10 protein-coding genes are annotated in these 16190 nt (G+C 47.0%); 3 read left to right on the forward strand and 7 right to left on the reverse strand.

What is annotated here, in order from left to right:
• Window positions 1–570: 570 nt before the first annotated feature.
• The 3 genes from EBI00_RS03995 to EBI00_RS04005 all read right to left on the reverse strand — a co-directional run bounded on the left by EBI00_RS03995 (window position 571) and on the right by EBI00_RS04005 (window position 6298).
• Entirely contained in the window at window positions 571–3948 is a 3378-nt protein-coding gene (locus EBI00_RS03995; RefSeq protein ID WP_123094633.1) for a two-partner secretion domain-containing protein, read from the reverse strand.
• A gap of 469 nt (window positions 3949–4417) precedes the next feature.
• Window positions 4418–5371, reverse strand: coding sequence for an NAD(P)H-hydrate dehydratase (locus EBI00_RS04000; RefSeq protein ID WP_241556942.1), 954 nt, complete (start codon window positions 5369–5371; stop codon window positions 4418–4420).
• A gap of 42 nt (window positions 5372–5413) precedes the next feature.
• Entirely contained in the window at window positions 5414–6298 is an 885-nt protein-coding gene (locus EBI00_RS04005; RefSeq protein ID WP_123094634.1) for a LysR family transcriptional regulator, read from the reverse strand.
• Window positions 6299–6396: 98 nt separating this feature from the next.
• Here EBI00_RS04005 and EBI00_RS04010 point away from each other — a divergent pair, with 98 nt between their 5' ends.
• The 3 genes from EBI00_RS04010 to EBI00_RS04020 all read left to right on the forward strand — a co-directional run bounded on the left by EBI00_RS04010 (window position 6397) and on the right by EBI00_RS04020 (window position 12519).
• Entirely contained in the window at window positions 6397–7983 is a 1587-nt protein-coding gene (locus EBI00_RS04010) for an NADH-quinone oxidoreductase subunit L (RefSeq protein ID WP_174714888.1), read from the forward strand.
• A gap of 48 nt (window positions 7984–8031) precedes the next feature.
• Window positions 8032–10473 (forward strand): YbcC family protein, encoded by a 2442-nt coding sequence (locus EBI00_RS04015; RefSeq protein ID WP_123094635.1) that lies wholly within the window; start codon window positions 8032–8034, stop codon window positions 10471–10473.
• Between the two features lie 162 nt (window positions 10474–10635).
• Complete coding sequence (locus tag EBI00_RS04020) at window positions 10636–12519, forward strand: methyl-accepting chemotaxis protein (protein WP_123094636.1); 1884 nt, start codon at window positions 10636–10638, stop codon at window positions 12517–12519.
• Window positions 12520–12639: 120 nt separating this feature from the next.
• Here the strand turns inward: EBI00_RS04020 and dgcA are convergent, their stop codons facing one another.
• The 4 genes from dgcA to EBI00_RS04040 all read right to left on the reverse strand — a co-directional run bounded on the left by dgcA (window position 12640) and on the right by EBI00_RS04040 (window position 16175).
• Window positions 12640–13620: an N-acetyl-D-Glu racemase DgcA gene (gene dgcA / locus EBI00_RS04025; RefSeq protein WP_123094637.1), complete on the reverse strand. Its 981-nt coding sequence runs from the start codon at window positions 13618–13620 to the stop codon at window positions 12640–12642.
• Window positions 13620–14633 (reverse strand): N-acetyltransferase DgcN, encoded by a 1014-nt coding sequence (gene dgcN, locus EBI00_RS04030; RefSeq protein ID WP_123094638.1) that lies wholly within the window; start codon window positions 14631–14633, stop codon window positions 13620–13622. Before dgcN ends, dgcA begins: the two co-directional genes overlap by 1 nt.
• 115 nt (window positions 14634–14748) lie before the next feature.
• Window positions 14749–15423 carry an ABC transporter permease gene (locus EBI00_RS04035; protein ID WP_123094639.1) on the reverse strand — a complete coding sequence of 225 codons (675 nt, stop codon included), beginning with the start codon at window positions 15421–15423 and terminating at the stop codon, window positions 14749–14751.
• 23 nt (window positions 15424–15446) lie between these two features.
• Entirely contained in the window at window positions 15447–16175 is a 729-nt protein-coding gene (locus EBI00_RS04040) for an ABC transporter permease (RefSeq protein WP_241556943.1), read from the reverse strand.
• Window positions 16176–16190 lie beyond the last annotated feature (15 nt).

Raw genomic sequence — 16190 nt, forward strand, 5'->3', positions numbered from 1 at the left:
TTGTAAAGCCCCAGAACCGCCATTAACACCAATCGTCGTAGCAACTGATTTAGTTGCTACTTGTAAAGTCCCCGACNAGCCGTAAAGATTTGTAAAGCCCCAGAACCGCCATTAACACCAATCGTCGTAGCAACTGATTTAGTTGCTACTTGTAAAGTCCCCGACCCTGTAACCGTTTTGTCACTCGCAATCGTCAGAGAGTCGGTGTTGAATGTGATATTACCCGCACCAGTGGCAATGTTTTCATTGATGGTTAAGGAATCAGAAGTCAGGTTAAGTGCGCCAGTTGTGGTAATCGCACCAGTGGTTTGGGCTGAACTGTTCACTAACGCCACACTACCTGTATTTGCGGTAAGCGTGCCAATCGCATTAGATGCGTTAGTTAGGGTGTATGTTCCTGTACCAAGCAAGTTTAGAGCTTTATCACCCGTAATGGCGGTATCAGCCGCTTGCGTAACCGTGCCCGTAGAAGACAGCTCAACATTACCAGTGGTGACAATCGATCCAAGTGAGAAATCTTGGTTATTGGTAACACTTAAGGTACCAGTATTGGCGGCCAATGAAGCAATATCATTGCCNCGCGCCAGTGGAAGACAGCGTTACTGTGCTTCCAGTATTAATAGCTCCAAGAGTTAAAGCATTAGCGGTTAAATTCAATGCGCCTGTTGTGGTAATAGCACCTGTGGTCTGAGCTGAACTATTTACCAGCTCAACACTACCCGTGTTTGCGGTAAGCGTGCCTATCGAATTAGATGCGCTAGTTAGGGTGTATGTCCCCCCTGTGCCAAGTAGGTTGACATTTTGCCCGCCTGTAATCGCGCCTGTTTGTGTAACCGTACCCGTAGAAGACAATTCAACATCGCCTGAGGTAGTAATAGACAAAAGAGTAAAATCATGATTATTGGTAACACTTAATGTGCCAGTATTAGCGGCCAACGAGGAAATTTCATTGCCTGTATTATTTAAGGTATACGTACCACCTACACCAGACAAACTTAGTGCTTGATCTCCTGTGATGGCCGTATCACTCGCTTGTGTTACGGTACCTGTGCTGGATAACTGAACAGCACCTGTTGTCGCAATATTTCCTAAAGTAAAGCTCTCACCACGGAAGGCTAAAGTGCTGCTGGTGGCCGTTAACTGGCCTATCGCATTGTCAACATTATTTAACGTGTGAGCCCCACCACCTAGCAATGTCAGGTTCTGATCACCGGTAATGGCACCGCTTTGAGTTATGCTACCCGTGGTTTGCAGTGTCAATGCATCTTTTAATACGGTGGTATCAACATCAATATTTCCTGATTGATTCTCGCCGCCAATCGTAATCTCAGAGAATCCATCGACGAAATCTGTACTGAAATTAGTCGCCGTAATTTGCAGAGTGCCTGTTCCACCACCAATGCCAATGGTTGTGCCGGCTGATTTGGCCGCTATTTGTAGTGCGCCCGAACTTTTCACTGTGCCGCTATTAACCGTCAAAATATGGGTATTTAGCGTTATGTTCCCAGCACCAGCATCAATATTGCCATTGATCGCCAATGTATTAGAAGTCAAGTTCAATGCGCCAGTTGTGTTAATAACACCAGTACTTTGCCCAGAGCTAGTCACCAATTTCACACTGCCTGTATTGGCAGTAAGAGTGCCCATAGCATTAGCTGCGTTAGTTAGGGTGTATGTTCCCGCTGTGCCAAGTAAGTTGACGTTTTGCCCCCCCGTAATAGCGCCTGTTTGTGTAACAGTGCCGGTGGAAGACAATTCAACATTGCCTGTGGTAACGATAGACCCAAGGGAGAAATCATGATTATTGGTAACACTTAAGGTACCAGTGTTAGCAGCTAACGAGGCAATTTCATTGCCCGTATTTGTTAAAGTGTATGTTCCTGTACCAAGCAAGTTCAGAGCTTGATCACCCGTAATGGCGGTATCAGCCGCTTGCGTAACCGTGCCCGTAGAAGACAGCTCAACATTACCGGTGGTGACAATCGATCCAAGTGAGAAATCTTGGTTATTGGTAACCTTTAAGCTACCTGTATTAGCGGTAAGCGTACCGATCGCGTTAGATGCGTTAGTTAGGGTGTATGTTCCCGTTGTGCCAAGTAAGTTGACTTTTTGCCCGCCCGTAATGGCACCTGTTTGTGTAACAGCGCCAGTGGAAGAAACATCAATAGTGCTTGAAGGATCCGTCGAGGTAATGGCTCCCAAACTGACAGCACCAGTGGATGCTATGTTCAGATTGCCCGCACCAAGCGTAATGGCTTTAGTTGTGACACTTGTCGCAGTACTGTCGCCAACGGTTAAGCCATTCCATGTTGCATTATTGGCTCCGCCACCAATCCAAACGTCACCGCCATTGGTAACAATCGATGAGCCGGCACCCATAGTAACTGCGCCTGAACTGTTGCCGTCATTATCGGCACGCAGTACTGTGTTAAGCGAACCAGTTGTGGCGCTGATAGACACACCATCATTAATAACAATATTGTTTGCCGCGGTTAATGTAAGTGTTGCCTCAGCACCGGATGATTTCAAAATATCTGCAGCAACGGTAATATCCCCATCTCCTGCCGCTTCTGAATCTGTCTGAACGGTAACACTGGTACCTGCATTTAACGCTGTCTCGATTGTTTCTGCGCCTATATCACTGCTTGTAGCGTCACTCGTGAGACTGCCACCATTGCCAGCGCTGATAGTTATATTCGTTGGATCAAGCAACCATTCTGCTGCTTTTACTGTGGTATCTTGTGCGACATTTAATACATGACCGGAGGTTTCAATTTTACCGCCGTTGCCGTTTTCGCCTTGACCCTGTGCACTGATATTACCGGCCACTTTCGTCACGCTATCTGTACTGTTGATGTCTGACCAAACAACCACGGTACCGCCATCACCCTGCGTCGTCGCATCAGCTGAAATTTGGCTAGTTTCCGTCAAGGTAACCTTGGTAGCGTGCGGGTACTGATCGGCATTAGTACCTTGCCAATCACCACCGACTAGGATTTGACCTCCACCTGTTGCACCATCAGATGCAATCGTACCACTGTTAGTAATGTCATCGCCCATAAAGACGATTTCGCCACCTTGTGACACTAAACTAGTGGCTTCCACAATACCGGTATTATTAACAACACTGGCAGCAAGATCGCCAGCCGCTTTTGCGGTAAACAAAATATGACCGCCGTCAGCTTTGATTGCGCCACCATTTTTAATCAATGCATCGATGGCACCTTGCTGTACCTCGACACTAACCGTGCCTCCCATGTTCACTAATACAGAGTCACCAGCCGCTAATTGCACACTGCCTTGATTAGCAAGAATGTCTCCTCTATTTTCAATCTTGGCAGCAATCATCACCACATAGCCGCCCTCAGTGGCTACTAAACGACCTTGGTTGACAACAGCGCTACCGTTACCACCTTCAAACAAGTAGTTTCCAGCGCTGAAATTTTCGTTTGTTAAATTGCGCGTAGAAGCGATTAACCCACCCACGTTAACCTGTGCTGTTGTTCCAAACAAAATACCGTTAGGATTGATAAGGAAAACTTGACCGTTGGCATTAATAGCACCCTGTATGCTGGATACATCGGATCCAGTAACACGGTTTAACGCAATAGAGGAAGAGGAAGGCTGGATGAAATTGACAACGCTGTCTTGACCCACACTAAAAGACTGCCAGTCTATGGCCATTTTGTTGGTTGTTTGAGTAATATTAAGTGTTTTAGCGTTTGGTTGAGAAATAGTTCCTGAGCCTAAATTTACCGATCCATTGGTTGGCAGTGCATCGGCATAAGCTTGAGCACTGACCAAAAAAACACTGCCTGCAATTAATTTGAGTCGTGCCCGATGACGACGTCCTTGATTTTTCTTTTTCCCAGCGCTTTTTCCAATTTCACTCACAGCTTGCCAAACACCTAGCGATGAGTTCCAAATAACACGGTAGATTCGGTTCATAAACCAGCCTCAATAAAATGTTTGAGGCTATGCTAGGCAATTTCTGCTCTATAGAATAACCCCTAGTTGTTAATCATTTCTTTATAAATCCTTTACAAATACGGCAATAATTTCACAAATTTAGCATATCCTTATGAAAAGTTAATAACATTTTTTTAGTTTTTTTTACACATTTAGCATGGCTTTTTAACGAATTTTAATATAATGGACTAACACATAAGATATGAATTCAGTTCGATTTAAAAACATTGTTGTTGTCTAACATCAACGTAGATGTACTGAAATCGAGTCTATTTAAAGATGGATGGGGAAATGGATTCTACTCCGAATAACTCGGTAGCGAATGTATAGGAAATATAGTCAACACAAGCATAAAAATGCTCAGGCAATGACATTTAAAAAGTATGAAAAGATGACAAGCGCTTTTAAGGCACTTAATAAAATTTACTTACAGGAGAACACTAGCCAGTTATTGGCTAGGAAAACGCATTTTAAGTTCTCTTAGCACCGTAGGCAGTTGCTCTGGTAAGTCTTCGGCAATCAGCCCCGGACCAAATTCATTCGCCGCTTCGCCATGCAACCAAACAGCGGCGGCCGCGGCATAAAAAGGCGTCATACCTTGTGCCAGTAGGCCAACGATAAAACCAGCCAACACATCTCCTGACCCACCAGTTGCCAGATCTGCGGGAGCGTTTGAATTAATAATCGCCCGACCATCGGGAGCCACAATCACGGTATCTGGGCCTTTTAACACCACGACAGCACCGCTTAGTTTGGCAGCCATACGCGCTCTCGTTAATTTGTCGTCGGCTTGGTTTTTATTCATCTCAGGGCTGTTATTAATGTCTGGGAACAGTCGCGCAAACTCGCCTTCGTGGGGTGTCATCACGCAAGAGCCATTAATCGCATCAAACAGGGTTTGTGGATCTTCGGCAAAGGCACTGAGTGCGTCTGCATCTAACACGGTAGCACGACCTGTCGCCAGCGCGGCTAATGCTATTTTTCGCGTGCGAATGCATTCGAAACCCGCCAAACCTGCGCCTGGTCCCACGACAATCGCATTATGGCGAGGGTCTGATAGTAGATCCTCAAAATCTTCCACTTCTTGGCTTTGTTCTAACTTTGCCACCATCACACACGTCAGTGCCGTGGCATACACAGGCCAAGCTTTAGTGGGCGCCGCTAATGTCACCAAACCGGAGCCGATTCGCATAGCACCACGAGCCGTTAAACGGCTCGCACCCGTCATGTTTTCACCACCAAATACCACGACGTGGCCACGATGAAACTTGTGCCCATCGACACGCGGCCAAGGGTACTCTTGGTACCAAAGTTCAGGCCTGTTTTGTAACACTTGATCGGCTACTGCCATTTTACTTCGGGGTAAAAGCACTTTGTCGTGTTTATTCGATTGAAGACTCATGGGCTATCCTTGTGATTATATGCCTTTTATACGTTCTAGCTTTTAGATGTTTTGGCTTTTTTGCAAGAGCTCAATTAAGACTTGCGGGACAAATTTGCGCTGCGTGGTGATGGCGTAAAAATGTTCATAAGCCTCTGGTAGGCGTTGATATTCTTCCAACAATCCTTGCTGAATTTCATCTTTCACGACCACAGCCGGCAGTACAGCGAGAGCGCCGCTGTCTCTGGCCAAAAGACGCAACATCGCCATGTCATCGGCTTCGGCTTTCACATTGGGTTGGTACTGCCATGTGGCGCAGAGTAAATTAAACGCAGCTCGTATCTCGGTATTCTTCCCTGGCAATATCCACTGGGCCGATTCGTAGCCCTGTGGAAATGGCGTCGCTATTTTACTGTCTTTCGGACCAACAATGGCGAGGGGCTGACGAGAAACTTGTTGCACAATCCAAGGCGCCTCCTTGGTTTCTGCATTCATCGGACGATTGGTTAACACCAGATCGAGCTCATGATTGGTTAAGCCATTGAGCAAATCACTCATACCTCGTGAGGTAAGTGAAAAGCTGACCTCTGGCTTGACCAGTAGCGGACTGACAAAATGTTCCACAAAGTTTCTCGACAACGTCGGTAAGACACCGATCGATAAATGCTGTGTTTCAACCTGTACTCCCTTACTTAAAAAAGACTCAAGTTCTTCTCCCGTATTAAAAATGTCATCCGCATAGGCCTGCACACGCCGCCCCATGTCAGTCAAAACAAGCCGACGGCCGCTGCGTTCAAACAAAGCCACACCCATGTTGTGTTCAAGCTGCTTTATTTGCAGCGAGAGCGCCGATTGCGAAATATGCAGCTCTCTGGCTACCTGAGTGAGGTTCCCCACGATGGCAACACGCCAAAAATAGTATAAGTGATGGTAGTTAAGTCGGCTCATAATCATTCTATATAAGTGAACGTTTAGTTATTTTATATATATTTTTTTAATCAATCCAGTTCTGCGATACTGCTCAACAGTTTTCCAAGGGGCCCGTTATGAGCATTTATCTATCTTCTCTTTTCTTTTTCAGTATCCCACTCAGTTTGGCCATTGCAGGTTGGCTGGTCGGTCGACGACAAACAGACGGTCACCAGGCTAAAAATCACGGTCAAAGGCTCTTAGCACTGAGTATTACTCTTATAGTGGTGTTTATTGGCGCTGTGTTCACAAAGGTTCTGTGGCCATCACCACAGTCTCAACACTATCTGAGTGTATCGAACCTGAGTATGGTCATGCTGGCGTTGGTGCTTTTTATGGGCATGATTCTGATTGCCTTTTCACGCAACTACATGGCATCTGAGCCTAGGCTGAACCTGTACTGGCGCTGGTTGCTGACTACCTTAGCGGCCGTCTCCTTGGTGGTGATAAGCAACCATTTGGTGCTGTTTTGGCTGGGTTGGGTTGGCATTAGTTTGGCGTTGCACAAGCTACTAACCTTTTATCCCGAACGCCCGAGAGCAGCTCTGGCCGCACACAAGAAATTTTTATTAGCTCGCACGGCGGAGCTTTGCTTGCTAGTGGCCTTTGTCTGCTTATACCAAGCCCACAACACCTTATTTATCAATGAGCTTGTCGAACATTTTAATCGATTGGCATCGAATCCTGAGCTTACCTTAACCACAAATGAACGCATTGCGGCTGTTCTTATTGCCTTGGTGGCACTGATTAAATGCGCGCAACTGCCAGTGCATGGCTGGTTAATACAGGTGGTCGAGGCACCAACACCAGTGAGTGCGTTATTGCACGCAGGTGTAATCAACCTAGGGGGCTTCTTATTAATCCTCTTTGGTCCTTTATTGTTGCAAGTCTCTGAAGCCCAGTGGTTAGTGCTTATCGTGGCGGGTCTCACCACCCTTATCAGCGCCCTGATTATGACGACCCGTATCAGCCAAAAAGTTCGTCTTGCTTGGTCGACCAGTGCACAAATGGGCTTAATGTTAATAGAGTGTGCGTTGGGCTTATTTGAGCTGGCGTTATTGCATCTGTTAACGCATTCGGCCTACAAAGCCTACGCTTTTTTGAATTCAGGCAACGCCATTAACGAGGATTTGCAGCGCCGACTCGCCCCAGCGCAAGAACCATCGATTTGGGATTGGGTACTGGCAGCGATGGTCGCAACAGGTCTTGTAATGAGCGCCGCGTATTTGATCCAGTACCAAGGGGTGTGGAGTATTTGGCTCTTATTTGGTCTGGCGCTCACTATGCTGATCGCGCAACGTCATAGCCACCAGCTTAAAGCCAGCCTATGGCCTGCCATTGGATTAACATTCTTATTGCTGACTCTGTATAGCACGATGAAAACTCTCTTCGCCTTTGTATTACCGATCAATCCGTCTTTGCGAGTATCGCCATTGAGTCTGGCAGACCTCTGGGTCATGGGGCTGTTCCTTAGCTTATTTATCGCAAGCGGGTTATTGCGCTATCAAGCACAACGCCCTTGGGTGCAGCGTTTATCCATGTCGTTGTTTGCTGGTTTGTATCTTGATGAATGGTTAACACGTCTAACACTAAAAGTATGGCCATTACGTTTACCCACTCGCGCTAATAGCAAAACCTTGAAACCACAAGTGTCTATTAAGTAAATGCTTTATCAACAATCTATTGAACGGTCATTAACAAGGAGCCACAAGATGCATTCCGCCATCGACGTCAACCAAAGCCCTATGCTGACAGAAAAACAAACATCGATATTAAAGGCGGCAGCTCAGAACATAGCGCCAACCTGGCCGCTGGATCAAATGATTGCCGTGAACCCTTTTTGGCCAATGCGCCACCAACCGATTGAGCAAGTCAGTGCGACACTCAGCACGTTAGGACACGCTCAACTCTTGATGCCAAAAACCTATTATCTTAATCATTATCAATCTGGTGAGATAACCTCGGGTGCACTGCAGCAAGCGGCACAGGAACAAGGTGTAAGCCTAGATCAAGCCGTCCTTGAAGCCTTCTTGGAACAAGAAAACCCCATCGCCAATTGGCACAATATTGCAGACTTACTAGACCATGAGCGTGATCCTCATAAAATGGCCTGGCGTGATGAAATAACCCATCAAATTAGCCAGTTTTGCGCCGCGCATTATCAGCAACTGCGCCCAATTTTAGGACGACAAAACATCGATCATCAGCCTGATTTATATCAACACTGGCTAGACGTGACACGCCAAGACAAGGGCATCAGCATTATTTTGGATGAGTCTGGACTGCATCACTTTTTTCAACACTTACCCGAGACACAGGAACAGGTTTTCTCTTTAGCGATTGATACCCTAAAACTGAGTGATGACGCATTAGGGCATTATGCTCACGCACTCTTGCTCGACATTAATGGCTGGGCCTCTTGGGTAGCCTATCTGCGCTGGCAAGGCGACCTTTATGCTCAACCCAACGACGATATGTTGTCCTTGTTGGCCATACGCATGGCTTGGGAGCTGGTTATCTGGCGCTATTATCAAGCAAAAGAACCAAAGCATGCCGAACTGTTGAACGTACTCTGGTCACGTGAAAAAGCACAACTACCCCGTCTCATTCGCCAACAACAAGAAGCGCAAAGTCTGTTGTGGGTCTGGGCAAAAGCCGCTGAACTGAGTTATCACCATCGACTTCATCGCACCTTACTGACTGCGAAGCCACAACCTGCATCTACAGCGCCCAAACTGCAAGCGGCCTTTTGCATTGATGTGCGTTCTGAGGTCATACGTCGTGCCTTAGAAGCACAAAGTAACGACATTCAGACCTTGGGGTTTGCGGGATTTTTTGGCCTACCCATAGAGTATCAATCTCAAGCCAGCCCCTTATCTCGACCACAGTTACCAGGGCTATTAAAGCCTGCCATTCAAGTTACTGAAGCCGCTTCAACCAAAGCAACACTGACCGAAGAGGCATCCACCGACAACACGGCTTCTCAAATAAACAAAACAGCCCGTTGGCATGGCTGGTCACAAGCCGCCCCGTCGACGTTTTCTATGGTGGAATCCATGGGGTGGTTGTATGCGTTTAAAATGCTGAAACAGTCATTTTTGCCTAAGAGTGAAGAAAACCCGTTTAGTCGTCTGAGTCATCAAACAAAATGGACGCTGACGCAAGCAGGACAGGTGTTATCAGTCAGAGAACAAGCTCAACTGGCAAAAGGCATTTTACACGCCATGGGCTTAACGCATTTTGCTAACACGATTTTGTTGGTCGGACACGGTAGCCACACTACGAACAATCTTCACGCGGCTGGGCTGGATTGCGGTGCCTGTGGCGGGCAAACAGGGGAAATAAACGTCAGAGTATTGGCCCAACTACTCAATAATTTAGATGTCCGAGCGGAACTTAAAACCCTTGGGGTGGAGATTCCACCCAGCAGCCGTTTTATTGCCGCACTGCACAACACCACAACGGATCACATACGTTGTTTTGATGATCCTCTCGATGAGAAAATTCAACACTGGCTCGATGCCGCAACAAAAAAAGCGCAACGGGAACGCATCGCCCAAATAGACCCAAGTTTACTCAAGGCTGATGATGACAAACTCAACAAAGCTTATTTAAAACGTAGCAAAGACTGGTCTCAAGTGCGTCCTGAATGGGGATTGGCTAACAATGCCGCATTTATTGTTGCTCCTAGAAACTGGACCCGCCAAGTAGACCTACAAGGCCGCAGTTTTTTACACGATTACCAATGGCAAAATGACACCGGGTTTAGCGTACTTGAACTCATCATGACTGCTCCCATGATAGTCACCAACTGGATCAACATGCAGTACAACGCGTCGGTAACAGATAACCTAAAATATGGCTGTGGCAACAAGGTCTTACATAACGCGGTTGGAGGCAACATAGGGGTATTCGAAGGCAACGGCGGCGACCTCCGCATTGGCCTTTCAATGCAATCCCTGCACAATGGCGAAAAATGGATGCACCAGCCACAACGACTTGCCGTGTACATCGCCGCCCCAAAAGAAGCCATCGAAACCATCGCGTCAAAGCACGATAATGTCCGTCATTTAATCGACAATGAATGGCTCTATGTATTTCGCTGGAGTGAAGACGGGTTAATTGAACGCTTTCACCAACAAAAATGGCATTAACAGCCACACTTTGTACACATTTATTTCTAATTCTTAACACGGATGCTAATATTAAGAAGTTGACAGCAGACCGCCTTGTTTAAAAGTTTAGGGATGGTTTAAAACAGCGGTGCTGTCTTGTGAGTATAGAATGACCCTTGACCCTTTAAATAAGGTATCCCTATGAAAGTATCCCAAAAAGTTGCGCTCTGCGCTTCAGCCGTCGTTATCTTAGCCTTCGCCCTTTATTCATGGATACAATACAGCAGCTTAAAAAGCGCTTTATTTGAAAAAACCTCAACCAGCACCCAAGAAAGCAGCCTTGCATTAGCAGAGCAAGTCAATAACTGGCTTAACGGTAAGTTGGTACTAATCAATACCGCCGCACAAATCATAGATAACGATTTTTCAGGGCAAACCATTCAAAAAACCTTCGATTTGCCCGTGTACAAAAATGAGTTCTTACTCATGTTTGGAGGGCTCTCCACAGATGGAGAACGCATTACCAACGATCCAAGTTGGAACCCAACCGGTTGGGATGCCCGTAAACGACCTTGGTATCCATTAGCGCAAGCACACAAAGAAGCCATTTTAACAGACCCTTATCCTGATGCGGCATCGGGGGAGATTCTGATTTCAGCTGTCGCTAACTTTTATGATAAAGGTCAGTTCAAAGGCGCCTTTGGTGGCGATTTAAGCTTGAAAACCGTGTCAGATGCGGTCAATACGCTTAACTTCAATGACACAGGTTATGCTTTCTTACTAAATGACGCTGGCAATATCATCAGTCACCCAGAAGCCGAGTTAAATGGCAAAAAAATGACGGATTTCATCGCAGGCGCTATGCCTTCGCTGAATAAGAACCTAAATGAGGTCACGTTAAAAGATGGCCGTGCCGCCTATATCTCCTTCACGCCATTGACCAATCTCTACGGTGCAAAATGGTATATCGGTGTTGTTTTAGATCAGGATAAAGTATTACAAGATGTGCGTGAATTTGGCTGGATCGCCTTGATAAGTACCATCATTGCAGCAACCTTGGCCTCTTTCATCCTATACTTGGTCGTCAGCCAATTGCTCAAACCTTTACAAGCATTGCGTCAATCTTTGCACGACATTAATAGTGGCAATGGGGATTTAACAAAACGACTCAGCATTGTTAGTAATGACGAATTTGGTCAGGTTTCGAGCGACTTCAATCGCTTCATTGATTATTTGCAGACACTCATTCGCGACATAAAAAGTTTGTCCGTTGATGTGAGATCAAATACTGACAAGACGGCCTTGTCGTCTGCAAACTCAGCCAAACAATTACGAACCCAGTTGAGCGAGCTAGACCAGCTTGCCACCGCTATGCATGAAATGTCTGCCACTGCTCATGACGTCGCTGGTAGCGCACAGACTGCCGCGGAACGAGCGAATCAAGCGGATACTTCGGCCAAAAGTGGGGAAGAAATCGTTAACCGCACGACTCAATCCATTGCTGAGCTAACAGAACAAACCGACAGTGTGGTCACCACCATCAATGAGTTAGTGGGTTACAGTAACAATATTGAATCTATCTTAACCGTGATTACTGACATTGCCGATCAGACGAACTTGTTGGCACTGAACGCCGCCATAGAAGCCGCTCGCGCGGGCGAGCAAGGTCGTGGCTTTGCTGTTGTTGCCGATGAAGTTCGCACCTTGGCATCTAAAACACAAGAGTCGACTGAGCAGATCAATAAAATGATTCACCAGCTTCAGGGCGGTGTGAAAAATGCGGAAAATGTGATTCTCAAAAGCAAGGATAATGCGAAGCACACTCAAGGTGTTGCCGAGCAAGCTAAAGAGGCACTGCACGCAATCCGCGCTAGCATACTGGAGATTAATGACATGAACGTTCAGATCGCCACCGCAGCAGAACAGCAAAGCGCTACTTCAAACGAAATCAACCGTAATACCACCAATATTCGAGACATCAGTCAGGCGGTATCGGAAGCCGCAAAAGAACAAGAAGCCCTATGCCAAGCTATGGTAGACATCACGAACAAGCAAGCTAAGGCATTGGATAAGTTTAAAGTGTAAAACGATACCTATTGGTTTTATGATTCACCTTAACCTGTCAGATTAGCTAATCTCAAAACGAAAAAATCCCGATTCTCAATCATCATGTTGAGAACCGGGATTTTTTTATGGGTACCCTCTTTATCCCCAAACGCCTTCAACGGGATGCACTACGCTCCCCTCGTAGCGCAAAGCCGGAAGCCGATCTTTGGACAATAAAAGCGGGCCATCAATATCCACCCAACGCGCCTGTTGGGCCAGCAGTAAAGCAGGAGCCATCGCCAAAGAGGTGCCCACCATGCAACCCACCATGATATCAAAGCCTTGTTGCTGCGCCTCATTCAATAACGCGAGAGCTTCCGTCATGCCGCCTGTTTTATCCAGCTTTATATTGATCGCTTGGTAACGCCCTTTTAAGGCCCCAAGAGACGAACGATCTAAACAAGATTCATCGGCCACCAGCGGAATCTCGGGGTTGAGCCCCTCCAGTAAATGCTCTTCCGCCGCCCCCAGAGGTTGTTCGATCATCTCCACACCCAACAATGCAAGTTGAGGCAAATAGGCTTCAAGCTGTTCGAAGCTCCAGCCAGTATTGGCGTCTATCACCAGACGTGTGTCTGGGGCCGCCGCACGAATCGCTTGCACACGTGCTAAATCGTCTTCGCGTCCCAATTTTAACTTTAAAATAGGACGATGCTTTTGCACCGCTGCGGCTTTTGCCATATTGTCTGGCGTGTCTAACGACAAGGTAAACACGGTTGTCACTTCTTTAGGCGGCGCTTGAAATCCGGCAAATTGCCAAGCAGCTTGTCCCGCTAACTTGGCATCTAATTCAAAAAGTGCGCAGTCGATTGCGTTTCTGGCCGCACCGGCAGGCAGATGCTCAGCCAATTCATCGCGACTCATACCCGACTCCACTAGGCTTTTCACCCCTTCAACCATCTTCAAGACATCAGGATAATCGGCTTCGAACACATCCATGCGTTCACATTCACCGCGCCCAACAACGCCTTCTTGCTCAATAGTGACGACGATCACCTCGCCGTTTAATTGCACCATACGAGAAATGACAAAGGGTTCGTGTAAGGGCCACTTTTCAACATCAATCGTCATGCATCGCATTATAAGGTCTCCAAATTGTCCACGATGGAAGCCACACCCGTACGCACTGGATCTACCACAGGCACACCAAACTTGGCTTCTACGCGGGCAATCTCTTTTAAGGCGTCTTCATGGGTCAAATTAACGGTGTTTAACGCAATTCCCCCTAGGCGAATATTTGGATTAGTCACGGCCCCCATGGCAAGATTGGTTTCAATCACTTTATCCAGTTCTGGCACCAAATACCCATCCATAGAGTCCATCTGCACGCGACCTGCTTCATGACAAACAATCAGTACATCGGCTTGTGCTCCATGGAGCAAACCCAGACTGACACCCGCATAAGCCGGATGAAACAAAGACCCTTGACCTTCAATAATATCCCAATGATCCGCGGTGTTATCAGGTGACAAAACTTCAACCATACCAGCGATAAAATCCGATACCACAGCGTCTACCGGCACCCCATTACCTTCAATCAGAATACCTGTCTGACCAGTCGCTCTAAAGGTCGCATTCATACCTCGCTGTGCCATTTCTTTATGAATCGCTAAGGTGGTAAACATCTTACCCACGCAGCAATCGGTGCCCACACTCAATAAGCGCTTGCCAGAACGCGGCAACCCTGTACCACACACCATCTCGCCTTTTGGAATACGAACGTCATACAAGGTCTGTCCAGTACGCTCGGCGGCCGCCACAAGTTCAGGAATATCCACCAGTCTCATGTGTAAACCACTGGCGATGTCTAACCCAGCTTCCATGGCCTCTATTAACAGTCCAATCCACTCTTTTGGTAAGGTGCCACCGATAGGTGCCAAGCCTACTACAAAGGTTTTTGCTCCCGCGGCGGCCGCTTCTTGCACTGACATGTCTGGCAAACCCAGATCGGCTTTTGCTCCCGCCAATCGCAATTGCGCGACACATTTCTCTGGACGCCAATGAGCAATGCCTTTTGCCACTTTCGCCATAATAAGGTCATTGGCATCGCCTAAGAAAACCAAGTAAGGTGCGTTCAATGTTAACGTATTCATGATTGTCTTCCTTTTTAAGTCAAACGAACCTGCAGAAGTGAAAACACCCCTGTAAATGGTCGTTGTGTGGTTAATATGTTGTTGGTTAACGTATTGCTGATTAATGTTTTGCTGATTAATGCACTCGAATGAGATGACGCTCTAATTGTCGCCAGAGAAGTACAAAGCCCGTCGTTATGAGTAAGTAGACACATGCTGCCGCAAAATACGTTGAGATATCAAACGTTTGCGAAAACACTCGTCTTGTTTGTCCCATCAGATCCATAACAGTGATCACACTGGCGACAGCACTGCCTTTGAGCATCAAAATGCACTCATTACCCAAAGCAGGAAACGCAAGACGATAAGCCAGTGGCATGATAATGCGACGATAAAGCAAGGTGGCTTTCATCCCAATGGCTCTGCCTGCCTCAATGGCTCCGCCGTTCACAGATTGAATTGCGCCACGCAAAATTTCCGTTTGATACGCTAAGGAATTCAAAGTGAAGGCCAACAAGGCCGAATTAACGGGATCTCGGAAAAAGCCCCATAAACCGACCTCCATTAGAAAAGGCCGAAACTGCCCCGATCCGTAGTACACCAAAAAAAGCTGGGCAATTAAGGGGGTACCTCGAAAAAAAGAGATAAAAACCTGTACCGGCAAGCGAAAATAACGCTCTTGTCGTGTTCTTAAAATCGCCAAAGGCAAAGCAAACACCGCCGCAATGATCACCGCGGTAAAAGTGATCTTCATCGTGAGCATGGCACCATCAAGCAATACAGGCGCGTAGTTTTGAATAATATTCAGCACAGTGATTCCCTATAATTCCTTTATTAATGATGAGAGCGAATGCCACGATTAGCCCGCTTTTCCATGTAACCCAGTACCCGTTCGAAGATAATACACACCGCCCAATACAGTACGCACACCGTTAGGTAAAACAAGAAAGGCTGCTTTGTGGACCCGACCGCGATATTGGTCATCCGCATGAGATCGTTCAGGGCAATAACCGACACCAGCGCCGTATCCTTTACTAGGTTAATCCATAAATTCCCCAATCCTGGCAACGCCAAGCGCATAATCTGCGGCCGTTCGATCAGCCAAAATATTTGCAATCGCCCCATTGCTAACGAAAAGCCCGCTTCCTTTTGGCCTTTATCAATCGACTGCCAGGCCCCCCGGAGAACTTCGGCGGCGTAACCGCTAAACACCAAACCAAGTGCAACCACGCCCGCCAAAAATGGGCTGAATTCAAAATACCCATTATTGGGGCTCAACCATTTCAACAGCTGATTGATCAGCAATCCCACACCGTGGTAAATCATAAACAGTGTGAGTAGCTCTGGTAGCCCTCTGATTATGGTGGTGTAAAGTAAGGCAAACGTGGTTGCGACGCGCTGCTTACTCACTGACAAAGCTGCAACACAAGCTCCTAAAAATAACCCGACTGGCAGTGCGGTGAACGCGAGCAGTAACGTGATACCCAACCCCGCCAGTAACTCATCCCCCCATCCCACATCGCCAACACTGAGGAACACCATCGCTTCTGAGAATGTTGTCATTTTTTTTATCACTCT

It is taken from the genome of Marinomonas hwangdonensis, from assembly GCF_003721245.1.
GTDB classification, from domain to species: domain Bacteria; phylum Pseudomonadota; class Gammaproteobacteria; order Pseudomonadales; family Marinomonadaceae; genus Marinomonas; species Marinomonas hwangdonensis.